Raw genomic sequence first — 19,188 nt, forward strand, 5'->3', positions numbered from 1 at the left:
TTATTCATCGATTGGGAGGTTTTTATTAAGTGGAAGAACGATCAAATGTTGAACAAATAAACATAAGCGAAGAAATGCGTACTTCTTTCCTCGACTATGCGATGAGTGTTATCGTTTCACGAGCATTACCAGATGTGCGTGATGGATTAAAACCAGTACATCGTCGAATTTTATATGCAATGAATGAATCCGGTATGCATTCTGATAAACCGTATAAAAAATCAGCTCGTATTGTCGGAGATGTCATGGGGAAATATCACCCTCATGGAGATTCATCTATTTATGATGCAATGGTTCGGATGGCACAAGATTTTAGTCATCGTTATTTACTAATAGATGGTCATGGAAACTTTGGTTCAGTAGACGGTGACTCGGCTGCTGCAATGCGTTATACCGAAGCTAGAATGTCAAAATTATCAATGGAATTACTTCGTGATATTAACAGAGATACGATTGACTACCAAGACAACTATGACAGTACGGAAAAGGAACCAGTCTTTTTACCTGCTCGTTTTCCAAACTTGCTCGTCAATGGTTCATCAGGTATTGCAGTTGGTATGGCGACTAATATCCCGCCACATAATCTAGGTGAAGCGATAGATGCTGTCCTTGCAATTAGTAAAAATCCAGACATCACTGTAGATGAATTAATGGAAAATTATATCCATGGGCCAGATTTCCCGACTGCAGGAATAATTTTAGGACGTAGCGGAATCCGGAAAGCATATGAAACAGGACGTGGATCAATAACGATTCGAGCTAAAGTTGAAGTACAAGAAAACAAAAATGGAACGTCGACTATTTTAGTAACTGAAATACCTTATCAAGTGAATAAAGCAAAATTAATAGAAAAGATAGCTGAATTAGTCCGTGATAAACGAATTGAAGGTATTACCGAATTAAATGATGAATCAGACCGTGAAGGAATGCGGATTGTTATGCGCATCCGTCGAGATGTAAACGCGAATGTCGTTTTAAATAATCTTTATAAATATACAGCATTACAGACTACATTTGGAATTAACACATTAGCGTTAGTTGATGGAAAACCAAAAGTCCTTAGTTTAAAAGAATGTTTACAACATTATTTAGATCATCAAATTAATATTATCCGGAGACGAACCCAATTTGATTTAAATAAAGCAGAAGCAAGAGCACATATTTTAGAAGGCTTACGAACTGCATTAGATCATTTGGATGAAGTAATAACACTCATTCGCCAATCTAAAACGACTGAAATTGCACGTACAGGTTTAATGGAGCGTTTTGACTTATCAGAAAAACAAGCGCAAGCAATCTTAGACATGCGTTTACAACGTTTAACTGGATTAGAAAGAGAAAAGATAGAAGAAGAATATAAAGATCTGTTAGTCCTTATTGAAGAATTAAAGGAAATTTTAGCAGATGAAGAAAAAATTCTTGCTATAATTCGAGAAGAGTTAACAGAAATTAAAGAGAAGTTTAATGATGAACGCCGTACAGAAATAGCATTGGGCGGAGTCGACTTCTTTGAAGATGAAGATTTAATTCCTGAAGAAAATATCATTATTACATTAACCCATAAAGGGTATATCAAGCGTCTACCATCCTCTACTTATCGAACACAACATCGGGGTGGACGAGGTATTCAAGGGATGGAAACACATGAAGATGATTTTGTAGAGCACTTAGTATCAACATCCACCCATGATACCGTCCTATTTTTTACAAACAAAGGAAAAGTATATCGTCTTAAAGGGTATGAAATTCCTGAGTTTGGACGTACTGCTAAAGGATTACCAATAATTAACCTTTTGCAAATTGAAAAAGAAGAATGGATTAATACAGTTATTACGGTAAGAGAATTTGATGAAAATGGCTTCTTGTTTTTCACAACGAAAGCGGGCTTGTCAAAACGAGTATCGTTACCACATTTTGCAAATATTAGACGTGGTGGTTTAATAGCTATTAATCTGCGAGACGATGATGAATTAATCTCAGTTCGTTTAACGGATGGAACAAAGGATATTGGGATTGCAACTAAAAATGGGTATATTATCCGTTTTGATGAAAATGTTGTCCGATCAATGGGCCGAACGGCAGCAGGTGTCCGTGGGATTGATTTAAGAGATGATGATGAAGTAGTCTCTATGGAAATCATTGACGAAGAATCGTATATCTTGCATGTAACAAATAAAGGGATTGGAAAGCGTACATTAGAGACTCAATACAGGAAAACAAATCGTGGTGGTAAAGGGTACTATGTTTGTAGATTAACGGAAGAAACCGGGCATGTTGTTGCTGTTAAGATAGTCAATGGTAACGAGGACTTAATGTTAATTACCATTCAAGGTGTCTTAATTCGTATTCCAGTTGAAGGTATCCCTGTGACAGGAAGAAGTACACAAGGAGTACGATTAATTCGATTACAAGGTAAAGAAGAAGTGGCTACTGTTGCTAAAGTAGCTGAGGACGAAGAAGTGGAAGAAGAGCTGAAAGAGATAGATAACGAAACAAATGAAACAGTTGAAAAGGGAATTGATCAAGCTGATATAGATGAAGAATAGATGGTAAAGGGGCGTTGAAATGGAAGTTAAAGTGAATCATTTAACACCTGGAATGCTTCTGGAAAAGGATGTGCTCGGTAAATCGGGTAATCCAATTGTTGAAAAAAACACAAAATTAACAGAGACCCATATTGAATTTATTAAGCATTTTCTAATTGATAAAGTAACAGTTGCTACTAGTAGGATACAAAGTAGTACTTCAGATAATGAACAGAGATTTTTATCAATACATGGCAACCAATTGTTTATTGAGGAATTTGAACAGGCTGTTTTTCACTATGAAAAATTGTTTATCAGTTGGCAAAATAATGTACCAGTCAATATGTATAAAATAAGAGAGTTTTGTATCCCATTGTTTGAAAAAACAATTGATCAAAATATGGAAACTTTCCTGTTATTATTTGCAAATTCCGAGCAGAATAGTTTTTTTCAAAATGGTATTGCAAAAAGTATCATCTCTGTTTATCTATCGTATAAATTAGGGTTTGAAAAAAAAGATTGGCTTCAAATTGGACTTGCTGCATTAATGAGTGATTGTGGGAAAGCAACATTAGAACCATCTGTATTCAAATCAAAACTTCCAAATTCAACTTGGCAAAAATATCCTGTATTTTCATATAAAATGATTGAAAATGAACCAACATTAACCCAGCAGGCTAAGATAGCTATTTTACAACATCATGAATATCTTGATGGAAGTGGGTTCCCTGCAAAGTCAAAAGGACATAAAGTAAAGATGTATGCAAGAATTATTGCTGTAAGTAATATGTTTACTACTGTATATTCAACCTCGCCGAAAGAAATAATAAGCGTATTAGAAGATTATCGGATTAATAAATTAGATAAGTTAGTCGTTGATACATTAGTAAATGAACTGCAAGGTTTTATTGAATAGATTTAAGAGCTAGCCTTTATAGGCAAGTTCTTTTTTCTTTTTAAAACTTTAGGTTATTATTTTAAATAACGTATAGGAAAATTGTACATCTTATGTATGAGATAGATCAATAGAGGAGGAAAAACAGATGGATAAATTTGCAAAAGAAGGCTTAACATTTGATGATGTATTACTTATTCCAGCTAAATCAGAAGTACTACCAAGGGAAGTTAATATAAATACTTCTTTATCTTCTACATTAAATATGAAGGCACCTTTTATCAGTGCAGGAATGGATACTGTAACGGAAGCGGACATGGCGATCGCCATGGCACGTCAAGGCGGCTTTGGTGTCATTCATAAAAATATGTCTATTGATGAACAAGCTGAATTGGTCGACAAGGTTAAACGATCAGAAAGTGGTGTTATTACGAATCCATTTTTCTTAACACCTGAACATCAGGTATATGATGCGGAGCATTTAATGGCAAAGTTCCGAATTTCAGGAGTGCCAATTGTAAATAATGTAGAAGAACAAAAATTAGTCGGTATTTTAACGAACCGTGATCTTCGTTTCATCGATGATTATTCGATTCTTATTTCAGAAGTAATGACGAGTGAAAATTTAATAACTGGTGAAGTTGGAACAACATTAGAAGAAGCACAAAAAGTATTACAAAAGTATAAAATTGAAAAATTACCATTGGTTGATGAAAATGGTGTTTTAAAAGGGTTAATAACCATTAAAGATATTGAAAAAGTTATTGAATATCCTCATTCTGCAAAAGATGACCAAGGTCGTTTATTGGTTGGTGCAGCTGTAGGGGTAACAAAAGATACAATGGCTAGAATTGAAAAGTTAGTAGCAGCCCATGTAGATGTGATTGTAATTGATACAGCCCATGGACATTCTCAAGGTGTATTAAACGCCGTTAAGGAAGTTAGAGAAAAGTACCCGGATTTAAATATTGTTGCTGGAAATGTAGCAACAGCAGAAGCGACTAGAGATTTGATTGAAGCAGGAGCAAATATTGTAAAGGTGGGAATTGGACCAGGTTCCATTTGTACAACTCGAGTCATAGCAGGAATAGGAGTGCCTCAAGTGACAGCCATTTACGATTGTGCAGAAGAAGCCAAAAAACATGGTGTCCCTATTATAGCGGATGGTGGAATTAAATTTTCGGGAGACGTTGTTAAAGCGTTAGCGGCTGGTGCACATGCTGTAATGCTAGGTAGTCTCTTTGCAGGAACGACTGAAAGTCCAGGTGAAATGGAGATTTTCCAAGGAAGACAATATAAAGTTTACCGTGGAATGGGTTCAATTAGTGCCATGAAGTCTGGATCAAAAGATCGTTATTTCCAAGATGATAATGACGTGAAAAAACTGGTCCCGGAAGGTATTGAGGGACGAGTTGCTTATAAAGGCGCATTAGTAAACACAATGGATCAATTAATAGGTGGATTGCGAGCAGGTATGGGATATTGCGGCTCCAAAGATTTAGAAGCATTACGAACAGATTCACAATTTATTCGGATTACGAATGCAGGATTAAAGGAAAGCCACCCACATGAAGTCCAAATTACGAAAGAAGCACCAAATTATTCATTAAATTAATTAAATGATTGAAACAATTTGTAACAAAAAAGATATTTCTTAATCTTACAATTCGTGATAAAATAGCTAGTGTTTTATAAATCAAATGGAGGTAAATTTAAATTGAATAATATATTTAGAAAAAAAGGTTGGTTCTATTTCGTATTTTCTTTCTTGGCCTTTTTACTTCTATTGCAACCAAATGTAATAGAAGCGAAGACTGTTGATACGAAAGCAGAGTCTGCAATCATCGTCGATGTAAATACAGGAAAAATTTTATATGCTAAAGATGAAAATGAAGCTTTACCTCCAGCTAGTATGACTAAAATGATGACCGAATACATCGTATTAGAAAAAATAGAAGAAGGAGAAATTGACTGGAATACAACGACTCAAATTAGTGATTATGCATACAGTATTTCAGCAAACAACAGTTTCTCGGGTGTAGGATTAACACAAAATAAAGATTATACTGTATTAGAATTATATGAAGCAATGGCTATTAATTCAGATAATGCGACAACGATTGCTCTTGCAGAATTGATTGCGGGTTCCGAAGGTGATTTTGTCAAAATGATGAATGCAAAAGCTGAGGAAATGAATTTATCTGAATTTAAATTTGTAAATTCAACTGGTTTAGATAATAAGTCCTTGGATGGTAATCATCCAGAAGGAACAAAAGCAGACGATACAAATCTTCTTTCTGCTCGTTCTGCAGCTCTTCTCGCTTATCATTTAGTTACTGATTATCCTGAGGTTTTAGATATTTCCAGCATTCCTGAAACTGAATTTGATGGACAAACGATTCAAAACTGGAATTGGATGCTTCCACATGATGCAACTTACTTAAAGCAATACTATTTTGAAGGCGTAGATGGGTTAAAAACTGGGCATACAAACTTAGCAGGATTTACATTTACTTCTACGGCAAAACAAAAGGATCGTAGATTAATTACAGTTGTTATGAAGACTGCTAGTGAAGATGAAAGATTTAAAGAAACTGCAAAACTATTAGATTATGGATTTAATCAATTCGAGGTAGTAGAACTCTTTAAAGCTGGTTATAAGCTTCAAAATGAGCCATCTGTTCCTGTCGCCAAAGGGAAAGAAAAGACCGTGGATGTTGCATTAAAAGAAGGTATATCTATACCGATTGGAAAAGGAACAGAAGAAAACTATCATGTTGAGTACAATTTAGATGAAAAGGCATTTAATGAAAATGGTGAACTAGTTGCACCAATTAAAAAAGGTGACAAAGTTGGAACGGCTGAGCTCGTATTTGACGATGGGGAAGATTTTGGATATATTTTAGATGGTGATAACAAAGTATCTGTTGATCTAATTGCAACACAAGATGTAGAAAAGAAAAATTGGTTTATGCTTATGTTAGGAGCAATTGGTCAGTTTTTCACCAATTTATACCATAAATTTATGGACTTATTTTAATTCAAGGGGGATTTTAATATGATTGATTTTAAAAGAGGCGGCGTCATCATGGATGTAATAAATGCCGAACAAGCACGTATCGCTGAACAATCTGGTGCAGTTGCTGTTATGGCATTGGAACGGGTACCTTCTGATATTCGTAAAGAAGGTGGCGTAGCAAGAATGGCTGATCCGACAATTACACAAGAAGTTATGGAGGCAGTCTCTATTCCGGTAATGGCTAAAGGAAGAATCGGTCATATTGTAGAAGCTCGTGTGCTTGAATCTTTAGGTGTCGATTGCATTGATGAAAGTGAAGTTTTAACACCAGCGGATGATGTATTCCATATTAAAAAGTCTGATTTTACAGTTCCATTCGTATGTGGCTGCCGAAATATTGGAGAAGCTGCTCGCCGTATCGGTGAAGGAGCAAAAATGCTACGTACAAAAGGTGAACCAGGAACAGGTAATATTGTTGAAGCGGTACGCCATTTACGTCAGATTAATGCAGAAATTAAACAATTGGTATCTATGAGTGCAGATGAAGTAATGGTATTTGCACGTGACAACAGTGCTCCATTTGATGTATTAATGGAAATCCGTGAACAAGGACGTTTACCAGTTATCAATTATGCAGCAGGTGGTGTAGCAACTCCTGCCGACGCAGCGTTAATGATGGAATTAGGGGCCGACGGAGTATTCGTTGGATCTGGAATTTTTAAATCAGACAACCCTGAAAAATTTGCTAAAGCAATCGTTGAAGCAACAGCTAATTATCAAGATTATAAGTTAATTGCAGAATTATCTAAGGATTTAGGGACAGCGATGAAAGGAATTGAAATGAGTACGTTACAAGGCTTTGATCGCATGGCTGATCGCAGTAAATAAATAAATTGCAATTCCCTCAATTTATGATATGCTAACGAAAAGATAAATAAAAATTGTAATGATAGGAATTAGTATTAACTAGCTTTTTTCCTAGAGAGTCGATGGTTGGTGTAAATCGATAAAAAGCGGTTAGGAATCCATCCTTGAACAAATTTATGATAAATAAATTCGGCTTGTTCCGTTACCAACAATAAAGCTGGGAGATAAGATAATTATCTTCAATTTGGGTGGCAACGCGGGAAAAACTCTCGTCCCTGATTTTATTAGGGATGGGAGTTTTTTGTTTTATGGTTAAAATACCATACAATTGTAAAATTTCTTAGGAAGGAGCATTAGTATGTTAGATCGTAAATTATTAAGAAATAATTTTGAAGAAGTGAAAGAAAAATTAACACATCGCGGAGAAGATTTATCGGAATTAGATAATTTTGTACAATTAGATCAGCGCCGACGTGTTATTATTATGGAAGTAGAAGAATTAAAAGCAAAAAGAAACGAAACATCTAAGCAAATCTCTATTATGAAAAGAGAAAAGAAGGATGCTTCTTCATTAATTCAGGAAATGCAAGAAGTTGGAAAGAAAATAAAGAATTTAGATACTGAATTAGAAGAAGTTGATAATAAACTGGAACATGTCATGTTATCAATACCTAATATTCCACATGAAAGTGTGCCAGTTGGAGAAGATGAAGAAGATAATGTAGAAGTGAGAACTTGGGGAGAAAAACCTTCTTTCGACTTTGAAGTCCAGCCTCATTGGGATATTGCAACTAATTTAGAGATTGTTGACTTTGAACGGGCTGCAAAAGTAACTGGAAGCCGTTTTGTTTTTTATAAAGGATTAGGTGCTCGGTTAGAAAGAGCTCTTATGAGTTTCATGATGGATTTACATGCAGATGAACATGACTATGTAGAAATGATCCCCCCTTACTTAGTAAATCGAAAAAGTTTAACAGGGACTGGTCAATTACCAAAATTTGAAGATGATGCTTTTTTAATAGAAGAATGGGATTATTTCTTAATTCCAACTGCTGAAGTTCCTGTCACGAACTATCATCGTGATGAAATTTTAAAAGAAGATGAGTTACCAAAAAAATACGTTGCCTATAGTGCTAATTTCCGTTCAGAGGCTGGATCTGCCGGACGTGATACGAGAGGACTTATAAGACAACATCAATTTAATAAGGTTGAACTTGTTAATTTTGTAAAACCTGAAGATTCTTATGATGCTTTAGAGGTGTTAACCAATCAAGCTGAAAAGGTACTACAATTGCTTGAATTACCTTATCGAGTAATGAGTATGTGTACAGGAGATTTAGGATTTACTGCAGCTAAAAAGTATGATATTGAAGTATGGATACCCGCACAAGAAACATATCGTGAAATCTCTTCATGTTCAAATTTTGAAGATTTCCAAGCAAGACGTGCTGGGATCCGTTATCGAAATAATGAAGGAAAATTAGAATATGTCCATACATTAAACGGATCAGGACTTGCGATTGGCAGAACGGTAACAGCAATTATTGAAAATTACCAGCAAGAAGATGGGTCAGTTGTCATTCCAGAAGTGCTTCGTCCATATATGGGTGGGAAAGACATTATTAAATAATGTTAAATTAAGAAAGGTCTTTCACTAACGAAACATTCGAACTGATTTAAAGATAAAAAAGACTTTGATTACGTTCGAATGTTTCTAATGAAATATCACATCAGGATTTTTTAAAAAAATTAATAGAAAAATATTGACAACATGAAAAAAATCATGTATATTATAAAATGTTGCTAGTGGAGGAATACCCAAGTCTGGCTGAAGGGATCGGTCTTGAAAACCGACAGGGGTGTCAAAGCCCGCGGGGGTTCGAATCCCTCTTCCTCCTCCATTCATATAAAAGTTATAACAGTATCCTGGATTATTTCCTAGATGCTGTTTTTTAATTTGAAACAGCAATTAGGTATATATATTCATTTACATGGTATATTATAAAAATAACTGTATTTAACAGTTGACAAAAAGGCTAGAACAACATAATATTTAACTAATATAATTGAATATATGAAGACTATGAATAGACGAGTAAATTGTGTTCCTTGCCAAAAGAGAGTGGAATTCATCGGCTGAAAGATTCCATTGGATAAGACGTAATTGAACCTAACTAGGAGTCGTTGGTTAAAAAAACTAACCGCATGTTGCGTTAAAACGATAAAGTGGGCATTTACGATGTCAAATTAGGTGGTACCGCGGATTTAACTTCATTTTCCGTCCTTATTATAGGATGAAATGAGGTTTTTTTAATGGAAAAATATGAAGCACGAAAAAGGAGTTAAAAGAATGATTCAAAAAATTGCCTTCATCGGTGCCGGTTCTATGGCTGAAGCAATCATCGAAGGAATGGTTAATAAAAAAGTAGTAAAAAGTGAATACATTTATGTGGCCAATAAAGAAAATGAAGCAAGACTTGAGGAATTAAAGGCTAAATATAATATAGTTGGTAATACAAACAAAGAAGAAGTAATTCAAGATTCAGATGTCGTTATATTTGCGACCAAACCATATGATATGGAAAATGCTATACTGGATACGAGAGAATTTATTCAACCGCATCATTTAGTAATTTCCGTCGTTGCTGGAATATCAACTGATTTTATTACTGATCGATTAGGAAAAGAGGTAGCTGTCATTCGTTCCATGCCAAATACATCGGCTGCCGTTGGTTATTCGGCCACTGCAATAACAAAAGGAAAGTATGCAACGGACGCTCATTTATTAATAGCAGAAAGGCTCTTTAAAGCAATAGGCACTGTTTCAGTAGTGGATGAAGATAAAATGCACATCGTAACTGGAATTTCCGGAAGTGGCCCAGCATATGTATATTATTTAGTTGAAGCAATGGAGAAGGCGGCTCATGAAGAAGGATTAGACGAAAATACGACGAAACAATTAATTACTCAGACAATTATTGGTGCTGGTGAAATGTTAAAACAGGCAAAAGATCCTGTAAATGTATTAAGAGAGAATGTTACGAGTCCAAACGGAACTACTGCAGCAGGCATTCAGACATTGTCAGAATATCAATTTCAAGAAGCAGTAGTAAATTGTGTTAAAAATGCGACAAAACGATCCGTTGAATTAGGAGAAGATTAATAATCTACAGTGGAGGTGAAGGACTTGTCTTTACCGAAATGTGCACATTGTCAAATGGATTGGCATTATGGAGAATCTGTTAAAAATTTATTGTTTTTAACATGCCCTTATTGTAAGGAGAAAAATTATGCCCGAAAGTTTCGTTTAAGAGATATTCTTTTTTCACTCTCCATTTCGATTATTATGTTATTCATTTTCCCATTCATGGATATTCTGTTTTTATGGAGAACTATTTTTGGAATGGTCGCGCTCATCGTATACTTATTAACCTATCCGGTTAATTTAAGGCTAACGAAAGAAGAAGAACCATTGTTCTAGAAACATGAAAATCGTTGGATGTAGAGAACGGTATCTTTCCAACGATTTTCAAGCAAATAACAAAATGAGAAGTGTAATGGTTTGATGAATTTAATTTTTTTATGATTCTCTTTTTTTTGTAATAATAAAATTGTCGTTAAGCAGCAACCAGTTTTGCGGAAAAGAAAGACCTAACTTCCAATATGCAATACCAAGTAGATCTAACCGCTTAATTAAATCAAACTTAGCCTGAATAGATCTTGCATCTTCAAACCAAACAATATGTTCTCGACGTTGGTTGTCATAATAGGTAAAGAAAGGTGCTTGTGCTGTTTCGTCATACTGAATAGCAGCATTATTTTCACGTGCGATCCGGATAGCTTGTTGAGGACTTACTGCACGCGCAAAACTCTCTCCTCTAACAAAAGGTAACGTCCAATCATATCCGTATAAATTTTGTCCCATTAATATTTTATTGGGAGGAATTTCAGTTATAGCATAGTTTAGAACTCGTTCCACTTCATTGATTGGAGAAACAGGAAGTGGAGGTCCTGCACTATAACCCCACTCATACGTCATTAAAACAACGAAATTATCAATTTCTCCGTGTACTCTATAGTCATGAGCTTCATAAAGTAATCCTTGTTGTGTTGCACTTGTTTTCGGCGCAAGCGCGGCTGATAATAATAATCCAGCTTGTTCTAATCGAGGTTTTATTTTTCTTAAAAATTCATTATATGCTTCACGATCATCTTGGGGAATAAATTCAAAATCAAAATGGACATCTTGGAAACCGCCTGCCGTAGCAGTATTAATAATTTCATCGATTAATCTATTTTGCACGGCTTGAACGGTTAAAATAATATGGGCTAATTCAGAACTGAAAGAATCTCCTTCTAAATTTGTTACGACAAAAGAAAGATACGTTCGATTATTTTCTGCTATTTCTCGAAATCGATCAAGCGGTGGTGCTGTTAAGCTTCCATCACGGTTAACTCGGTAACTAAATGGAGCCAAGTATGTTAAAAAAGGTGTATTTTTTTCGACAGCGTTTTCCAATACTGGAGAGACCGTATTCCCAATTGGTTCTGCATAACCGAAACTAGTAATCGTAGGCTTTGGTCTCGGAGGAATATAGAGTCTTAAACCTACAGGGAGGACTGCATTAAGCTGAATATTATTTATTCGTGCAAGTTCTTCTCTGGAGATATTAAACCGGCGTGCAATCGAGAATAACGTATCTCCTTGTTTAACAAAGTAATACTGACCGATAATTGGAATGACGAGCGCTTGCCCAACAACTAAATTTGGTGTTTCCAGTTCATTCGCTTCAGTAATAGAAAAAATGGATGTGTTATATGTATTTGCAATTGTAAATAAGGTATCCCCACGGGCTACAACGTGTATTTGCAATTTTCTTCCTCCTTTCTATATGAATGCTAATTACAACCTATGAAATTAAGATAAAGAATATACTATATTTATGTAAGAAGTGATAAATCGTGAATGATAAAAAATATATGGAAAGCGCTATAAGTGAAGCACATAAAGCTAAACAACTTGGTGAAGTACCAATTGGAGCAGTAATTGTATGTGATGATACGATCATTGCTTCAGGACATAATGTACGGGAGAAAACTCAATCAACCCTCTCTCATGCGGAGTTGATAGCTATTCAGCAAGCGAATGAAGTAATTGGCAGCTGGAGATTGGAAGACTGTACTCTTTATATTACGTTAGAGCCATGCCCAATGTGTGCGGGTGCTATCGTTCAATCTAGAATAAAACGAGTAGTATATGGGGCAAATGATCCGAAAGCGGGTTGCGCTGGAACATTGATGAACTTACTTCAAGAGGAAAGATTTAATCATCAGGTAGAAGTTACATCTGGCATTCTTGAAGAAGAATGTAGCGCGCTTTTAACAGATTTTTTCCGTGAGTTACGTCAGAAAAGAAAACAGTAAATATGTAATTTTTTACAATGAATCAGTTCTTATTGCAAATTAAATAATAAAAATGTATAATGGAGAGTACCGTGCTAGGTGGGGAGGTAGCGGTGCCCTATAACTTGCAATCCGCTATAGCAAGACTGAATTCCCATTTTAGGTGCGGCGTTTTTATGGCCTGCCTTAAGGGATTGGTGTTGACGTTTAGGTCCCGCGCAACAGGAACCCATGAACCCTGTCAGATCCGGAAGGAAGCAGCAGTAAGTGGTCATTCTTGTGTGCCGTGGGGTAGCCTAGGCCGAGCCATGAACTTAAGTAACGCATAGGGACGTCGTATCGATAATGGGTGCACGGTATTACATATAAAACATAACCTCTTGTCAGTGTTATTGACAAGAGGTTTTTAATTTGGACTAAAGTTGAAACCAGAGCATTTGCTGGAAGCTTGGCAAATGCTCCACTCTTGTATGTGCTTCTACTTTTTAAGTAATAAATAGATAAAATACGGTGCACCTATTAATGCAACCATAATACCAGCAGGAAGTCCATCTGGATCAACTAAGTTCCTTCCAATTGTATCTGCCACTAATAAAAGCCAACCACCAATTAAAATGGCAACTGGCATAAATAATTGATTTCTTGGCCCAACCAATGCTTTTGCTAAATGGGGTGCCATTAAACCAACGAAAGCAATACCACCAGTTACTGAAACGGCAGAGGCTGCTAATGCAACAGCAGTTGTAAGAAGGACGATACGTTCTTTTTTAATAGACATTCCAAGTCCGATTGACACAGGTTCACTCAGTCCTAAAATATTTAAGCGATTTGCTCGGTATAAAGAGAAAGGTATTAGGATAATAAGCCAAGGGAGTATGGACCAAATAAACGGCCAATCAGTTCCCCATATATTTCCCGCGAGCCATTTTGCAATAAAGTCAACTTTTTCTCGTTCAGATGAAGAAATTAAAACGACCATCAAACCTGATAACGCCATTGAGAATCCCACCCCAACCAAGATTAACCGAATTGGTTGAAGTCCTATATGTTTGTCGAATGAAAAAAGATAAATGAAAACAATTGTAATAAAGGCTCCTAAAAAAGCAACAATCGGAAGTAAATATGTAAATGTACCGACATCGATTGGAAAAAAGAGAAAGAAAATAGCAATAGCTACACCGGCTCCCGAATTGATACCAATAATGCCGGGATCAGCTAAATCATTACGCGTAATACTTTGTAATATCGATCCAGACAAAGCTAGTGCCATGCCAGCTAATAACGTAATAATAATTCTCGGTAAACGAACAGAAAAAAGTACAAACTCTTCTTTAAAACTCCCATTTCCTAGAAGGGTTGGGATAATTCGATCATAAGATAAAGCAGAATAACCGATACCGGTACTAATAAACACTGTACTAATAATCAACAGACAAAGTACTAAAATGATAATACGTTGTTTTTTAATAAATGATGTAGAAATCATGTGAATGCCCTTCCTCCTTTTTTAATAATTAAAAGGAAAAAAGGTAACCCTGATATAGCAACTACAGCGATAATTGGTGTCTCATAGGGTGCATTAATCGTCCTTGCAATCGTATCAGCAAATAGCATGAAAATGGCACCTATAATGGCAGACATTGGGATGATGTAACGATAATCTGTTCCTACGAATGAACGCGCAATATGAGGAATCATCAACCCAATAAAAGCAATATTTCCAACTAACGCTACAGCTGTACCAGCCAATAGAATTACTACAATAAATAGGGCTGGTTTAATCACTGTTAATTTTTGTCCTAACCCAATAGCAACTTCTTCATTTAAGCTAAGTATCGTTAATTGTCTAGAAAGCATTATAGCAATTAAAATCCCAAGCAAAATAAAAGGAATAATTGTTTTAACTTGCATCCATGTCGTGCCGATTAAACCTCCAGCCGTCCACATTGAAACATCTTTTGACACTTTAAAATAAATCCCTACCCCTTGCTCAATAGCATACAAAAACGCGGAGACTGCTGCACCAGCAAGAACAATTTTAAATGGAGAAAGTCCTCCCTTTCTTACTGCACCAATACTAAATACCATACCCGTTCCCACCAAAGCACCGACGAAGCAAGCTATCATCGTTCCAAAATAATTTACAGTTGGAAAAAATACAATCGTTATCGCTAACATTGCATTAGCGCCTGCTGTTAAACCGAGTAAACCGGGATCAGCTAAAGGATTTCTTGTGATCCCTTGCATAACCGCTCCGGAAACTGCTAAAGCAGCTCCGACAAAAACAGCTGAAATTTCCCGTGGAAGACGAATATCACGAATAATAGAAACAGCTTCACTCGAATGATTTGTTGTCATTGCTACCCATACATCTTTTATTGTTGTATTGGCAGCACCGAAAAGTATAGCAACAAAAAACATAATAAATAATAAACTTATCGCACCTACTATTTTATAAGTAAATGATCTATTAGCAGAAATATTTTTTTTTGACATAAAGTTCATCTATCCTTATTAAAATAGAGAGGTTGGAACATAAGCTAGAAAGAGTTATTGAAACACGAATGAATACGTTTATAATAGTCGCTACAGAAATATATTCTGCTTTCACCACTGGCATAAGAGCGACATCTGGGACTGCACAAGGTTCGTCCCATCAAAAACACCTGTTCAAGCCGCACTATCGCTTGCTTTCACAGTGTCTCCTTTACCGCTGCTCGCTGATAAGCCTCCTGCCCCGGCAAGGGGTATGCAGACGTTGCCCGCAAAGGGCGGTTTTAGTCTGTAATCTTTCGATATTTGTCGCCTTTTTAGTGTCTTATCGAGGCTTTTCTTCTGGCAGGAGTCTCCGTATATTTCTTTCGCTAACTTGAAATATTGTTCGTGTTTCATATCTACTATTTTGTTTTGTCCCAACCTCCATATCTTAGTCTTGTAGAAATTTCTCTTCAAAGAAATCTAATTGAAATTCTAAAGTGGTCGCATCATTAAAGTAAAAGGAACGTTGCTCTACTTCAAATACATGACCATTTTGTACAGCAGGAATATTTTTATATGTATCTGATTCTAAGTATGATGGATCAGAACCATTGTTACGACTTAAAATCATATAATCACCTGCATATTCTGGAAGTACCTCTAATGAGAGAGCATAATAGCCATCTTTTAATGCCATTTCTTTCACTTTCTCCGGCATTTTCAATTCCATCGCTTGATATAAAATTTCTGTTCCACGTCCCCAATTATTACCGAATACATATAATTGCTTATCATAGTCCTCAATAACAGAAACAGTCGCATCTTCACCAATTTTAGCTTTTATTTCTTCTCCTAGTTTCTCCGCACGTTGTTCAAAGTCGTTCACCCATTCGGTAGCCTCTTTTTCTTTATTTAAAAGTTTTCCAATTTCGATATGTTGGTTTAAGTAGTCAACCTTACCGTATGTAAAAGTAACGGTTGGAGCAATTTCTTTTAATTTATCTACATTTTTAATCGTTGATAATCCGATAATTAAGTCTGGATCAAGTTCAATTATTTTTTCTAAGCTTTCATCGGATACTTCCTCTGCATCAGCAAGACCTTCAGAAAAATTTGGATTTTCAATTGACCATGAATCCGCCCCAACAATATTTCCACCTAGCTTTAATACGTCCCCTGCATATGTTGAAAGTACGACAATACGTTGGGGATTTGCCGGTACTTCTACTGGACCATCTTCCGACTCATATGTAATTGTTTCATCAGCTTTATCAGTAGAGTTGCTCTCTTTTTCATTATCATTATTACTACAAGCACTAACTGTAATTAGCAATAGTAGCAGAATGGATAGCAGTAATTTTTTCATTCTCTTTTTCTCCTTTGATTAAATCATATGTGATACATATTGGTTTATTCGTTCGTGGATCTTTGCCGATCACTGCATCTATTTGAAACACCTTTCGTAAAACATCTTGATTTATTACTTCAAAACAAGTTCCTTTCTTAACAACTTCACCTTGTTTTAATGCAATGATATAGTCGGCAAAGCGAGCAGCTTGATTCAAATCGTGTAAAACCATGACAATTGTTCGATCCTGTTCCTTGTTCAACCTTTTTAAAAGTTCTAATACTTCAAGCTGGTGTGCCATATCTAAGTATGTTGTCGGTTCGTCTAAAAAAATAATCTCCGTTTCTTGTGCTAGTGCCATTGCAATCCAAACACGTTGGCGCTGACCACCTGATAATGCATCTACTAAACGAAATTTAAACTCTATGGTTCCCGTTACTTCCAACGCCCAATCAATAACTTCGTAGTCTCGTTTTGTTAATTTACCAAATCCCTTTTGATAAGGAAAACGTCCATAGGACACGAGCTCCCCTACTGTTAACCCACTAGCACTTTCAGGCGTTTGTGGGAGAATAGCCATTTTTTGAGCTAGTCGCTTTGTATTTTCTTTGGATATATTTTTTCCATCCAAAACAATTGAGCCAGAAGAATGGGGAATAATACGTGTTAGTGCTTTTAATAAGGTCGATTTACCACATCCATTTGAACCAAGAATTGTAGTAATTTTCTTATTAGGAATATCTATATTAAGATCTTTTACAATTAAAGACTCTCCATAACCAATGTTTAACTCGTTTGTATGAAGTCGAACCATCTTGAAACCCCCAATAAGTTTTTGATTTTAATTGATAATGATTATCAATTTCAGTATAATCATAATCATAAACACATAAATTATGAAAGTCAAGAGGCAATTTAATAGATAATAGATGAGCGGAAAAGGAGCAGATCGTTGTGGAAAGAGATAATTTGTTTGATGTAACAATTATTGGAGGAGGACCGGCAGGATTATATTCTTCGTTTTACAGTGGCTTACGAGGATTGAAAACAAAGATAATTGAATATCAGTCGGAACTTGGCGGAAAGATTCATGTGTATCCTGAGAAAATGATTTGGGATGTTGGGGGATTGACACCGTTACCAGGAATTAAATTAATGGAACAACTTGTAAAACAAGGATTAACGTTTAGTCCTGAAGTTACATTAAACGAGAAAATAGAATCCATTACTCGTAATCGAGAAGGAATATTTGTCCTACAAGCTGCTTCTGGTCAAAAACATTATTCTAAAACAGTAATTGTTGCTGTTGGCAGTGGTATACTGAAGCCTCAGAAATTAGCAATTGAGGGTGCGGAGAGATTTGAAGTATCGAACTTGAATTACACGGTTAAATCTTTAAGTCATTTTAAAGATAAAACAGTAGTAATTTCGGGAGGAGGTAATTCAGCTATAGACTGGGCGAATGAGCTAGAATCAATCGCAAAGCACGTTTTTATTACTTGTCGTAAAAACAATTTTTCATGTCATGAATCACAAGCCATGCAAATTAAAAATAGTTCGGTTGTTTGTTTTTTTCACACAACGATTACTAAACTAATTGCTAATAAAGATCATCAGATAATTGAAAAAGTAGAATTAACTAATCATGAGACAGGGGCTGTAACGTATTTACCTGTTGATGAAGTCATTGTAAATCATGGATATGAACGAGATACTTCCTTACTTGAAAATAGTAATGTAGAAATTGAAATTGCTGATAATTACTTCATTGCAGGAAATGTTAATAGCGAATCTTCTGTACCCGGATTATATGCTGCAGGGGATATTTTAATGCATGAAGGTAAATTAAATTTAATTGCAGGGGCCTTTCAAGATGCTGCTAATGCGGTAAATAAGGCAAAGCAATTTATTGATCCTGATGCTGAAAAAGTTGGAATGGTTTCTTCACACAACGATCTATTCAAGAAACGTAATAAAGAATTAATCGACAAGATAATTAACCAATAAATACTAAAATAGTTCGAGTATGCCTTCCTTTCTAAAGAGAAGGATTTTTCGTGTGATGAATTTAATTTATTAACCATTAGTTTTTAACGTTTTTGTTATTCATGAGAAGTTTGTCATTAGCAGTTTAATTATATTTTTTTTTGGATCTAGTTACATACTTCGACATTTTATTTAGATATTCCTCTTTTTTAAAAGAATAATTTTTAAAAAAGATCCATTTACTATTTTTGAAAGAACAAAGGTGTTACCTTCAAGAGGGTTCGGGTGCGGCCAATTGAAGTTCCTTTCGCTATCGCTCCAGTAGATATTTATCGTTGACTAAATGCTATGTTTTCATTTTCAACAAGCCTATATTTTTCCAAAAATAAAAAAGAACCTTATAAAAATTAATATGCTCCCCTTTACGTAGACAGATTAATTAATAAAAATCTGTCTACGTAAAGGGGAGCATTCTTTTATACTGGCATGTACATCAACCGTCTTTTTTTACTTTTGTGTCATTATATTCAGATTGTAAAATCGTCCTCAGTGAATGTAGATAGTGCATCGTTTCCTCATCTGACACATACGCATAAACGAAGGGAAAATCTTCTTGCTTGAACTGCCGAATAAGTAGTCGTTCCGTTGTAATCTGCATGTTTAAAAC

Annotated in this window: 16 protein-coding genes, 1 tRNA gene, 1 other RNA gene and 2 other annotated features; of the genes, 12 read left to right on the forward strand and 6 right to left on the reverse strand. The window is 35.5% G+C overall.

What is annotated here, in order from left to right:
* The first annotated feature begins 74 nt into the window (after positions 1 to 74).
* The 9 genes from gyrA (at position 75) to SPD48_RS02050 (ending at position 10,787) form a co-directional block, all read left to right on the forward strand.
* Positions 75 to 2,546 (forward strand): DNA gyrase subunit A, encoded by a 2,472-nt coding sequence (gene gyrA / locus SPD48_RS02010; RefSeq protein ID WP_442962095.1) that lies wholly within the window; start codon positions 75 to 77, stop codon positions 2,544 to 2,546.
* Between the two features lie 19 nt (positions 2,547 to 2,565).
* Positions 2,566 to 3,441: an HD-GYP domain-containing protein gene (locus SPD48_RS02015; RefSeq protein WP_336256381.1), complete on the forward strand. Its 876-nt coding sequence runs from the start codon at positions 2,566 to 2,568 to the stop codon at positions 3,439 to 3,441.
* Positions 3,442 to 3,568: 127 nt separating this feature from the next.
* On the forward strand, positions 3,569 to 5,035 hold the full coding sequence (guaB, locus tag SPD48_RS02020; protein WP_336256382.1) for an IMP dehydrogenase: 1,467 nt from the start codon (positions 3,569 to 3,571) through the stop codon (positions 5,033 to 5,035).
* 102 nt (positions 5,036 to 5,137) lie between these two features.
* Positions 5,138 to 6,460, forward strand: coding sequence for a D-alanyl-D-alanine carboxypeptidase family protein (locus SPD48_RS02025; RefSeq protein WP_442962090.1), 1,323 nt, complete (start codon positions 5,138 to 5,140; stop codon positions 6,458 to 6,460).
* Between the two features lie 18 nt (positions 6,461 to 6,478).
* A complete protein-coding gene (gene pdxS, locus SPD48_RS02030; protein ID WP_336256383.1) occupies positions 6,479 to 7,327 on the forward strand; it encodes a pyridoxal 5'-phosphate synthase lyase subunit PdxS in 849 nt (282 codons plus the stop codon).
* Positions 7,328 to 7,376: 49 nt separating this feature from the next.
* Positions 7,377 to 7,586 (forward strand) — a binding site (T-box leader).
* A gap of 78 nt (positions 7,587 to 7,664) precedes the next feature.
* Positions 7,665 to 8,936 (forward strand): serine--tRNA ligase, encoded by a 1,272-nt coding sequence (gene serS / locus SPD48_RS02035; protein WP_336256384.1) that lies wholly within the window; start codon positions 7,665 to 7,667, stop codon positions 8,934 to 8,936.
* A gap of 178 nt (positions 8,937 to 9,114) precedes the next feature.
* Positions 9,115 to 9,207: transfer RNA gene (locus SPD48_RS02040), tRNA-Ser, on the forward strand.
* A gap of 173 nt (positions 9,208 to 9,380) precedes the next feature.
* Positions 9,381 to 9,595 (forward strand) — a binding site (T-box leader).
* Between the two features lie 61 nt (positions 9,596 to 9,656).
* Positions 9,657 to 10,469, forward strand: a complete 813-nt coding sequence (gene proC, locus SPD48_RS02045; RefSeq protein ID WP_336256385.1) for a pyrroline-5-carboxylate reductase — start codon at positions 9,657 to 9,659, stop codon at positions 10,467 to 10,469.
* Positions 10,470 to 10,493: 24 nt separating this feature from the next.
* Positions 10,494 to 10,787, forward strand: a complete 294-nt coding sequence (locus SPD48_RS02050) for a TIGR04104 family putative zinc finger protein (RefSeq protein ID WP_336256386.1) — start codon at positions 10,494 to 10,496, stop codon at positions 10,785 to 10,787.
* 99 nt (positions 10,788 to 10,886) lie between these two features.
* Here SPD48_RS02050 and SPD48_RS02055 read toward each other — a convergent pair whose 3' ends face one another.
* Entirely contained in the window at positions 10,887 to 12,179 is a 1,293-nt protein-coding gene (locus SPD48_RS02055; protein ID WP_336256387.1) for a glycoside hydrolase family 18 protein, read from the reverse strand.
* Positions 12,180 to 12,268: 89 nt separating this feature from the next.
* On the opposite strand from SPD48_RS02055, the gene tadA reads away from it, so the two are divergent.
* Positions 12,269 to 12,730: a tRNA adenosine(34) deaminase TadA gene (gene tadA / locus SPD48_RS02060; RefSeq protein ID WP_336256388.1), complete on the forward strand. Its 462-nt coding sequence runs from the start codon at positions 12,269 to 12,271 to the stop codon at positions 12,728 to 12,730.
* Between the two features lie 69 nt (positions 12,731 to 12,799).
* Positions 12,800 to 13,066, forward strand: an RNA gene (gene ffs, locus SPD48_RS02065) — signal recognition particle sRNA large type.
* A 121-nt stretch (positions 13,067 to 13,187) separates the two neighbouring features.
* On the opposite strand, the gene SPD48_RS02070 is transcribed toward ffs, so the two are convergent.
* The 4 genes from SPD48_RS02070 to SPD48_RS02085 all read right to left on the reverse strand — a co-directional run bounded on the left by SPD48_RS02070 (position 13,188) and on the right by SPD48_RS02085 (position 17,349).
* Positions 13,188 to 14,195, reverse strand: a complete 1,008-nt coding sequence (locus SPD48_RS02070) for a FecCD family ABC transporter permease (RefSeq protein WP_336256389.1) — start codon at positions 14,193 to 14,195, stop codon at positions 13,188 to 13,190.
* Positions 14,192 to 15,205 (reverse strand): FecCD family ABC transporter permease, encoded by a 1,014-nt coding sequence (locus SPD48_RS02075; protein ID WP_336256390.1) that lies wholly within the window; start codon positions 15,203 to 15,205, stop codon positions 14,192 to 14,194. Before SPD48_RS02075 ends, SPD48_RS02070 begins: the two co-directional genes overlap by 4 nt.
* Before the next feature lie 430 nt (positions 15,206 to 15,635).
* Positions 15,636 to 16,553, reverse strand: a complete 918-nt coding sequence (locus SPD48_RS02080; protein ID WP_336256391.1) for an iron-hydroxamate ABC transporter substrate-binding protein — start codon at positions 16,551 to 16,553, stop codon at positions 15,636 to 15,638.
* A complete protein-coding gene (locus SPD48_RS02085) occupies positions 16,504 to 17,349 on the reverse strand; it encodes an ABC transporter ATP-binding protein (RefSeq protein ID WP_336256392.1) in 846 nt (281 codons plus the stop codon). The genes SPD48_RS02080 and SPD48_RS02085 overlap by 50 nt, the downstream gene beginning before the upstream one ends.
* A 140-nt stretch (positions 17,350 to 17,489) precedes the next feature.
* On the opposite strand from SPD48_RS02085, the gene SPD48_RS02090 reads away from it, so the two are divergent.
* A complete protein-coding gene (locus SPD48_RS02090; RefSeq protein WP_336256393.1) occupies positions 17,490 to 18,542 on the forward strand; it encodes an NAD(P)/FAD-dependent oxidoreductase in 1,053 nt (350 codons plus the stop codon).
* A gap of 472 nt (positions 18,543 to 19,014) precedes the next feature.
* Here the strand turns inward: SPD48_RS02090 and SPD48_RS02095 are convergent, their stop codons facing one another.
* Positions 19,015 to 19,179, reverse strand: a complete 165-nt coding sequence (locus tag SPD48_RS02095; RefSeq protein ID WP_336256394.1) for a GNAT family N-acetyltransferase — start codon at positions 19,177 to 19,179, stop codon at positions 19,015 to 19,017.
* Positions 19,180 to 19,188: the final 9 nt, after the last annotated feature.

The organism is Pseudogracilibacillus sp. SE30717A (genome assembly GCF_037071985.1).
Lineage (GTDB): Bacteria > Bacillota > Bacilli > Bacillales > Amphibacillaceae > Pseudogracilibacillus.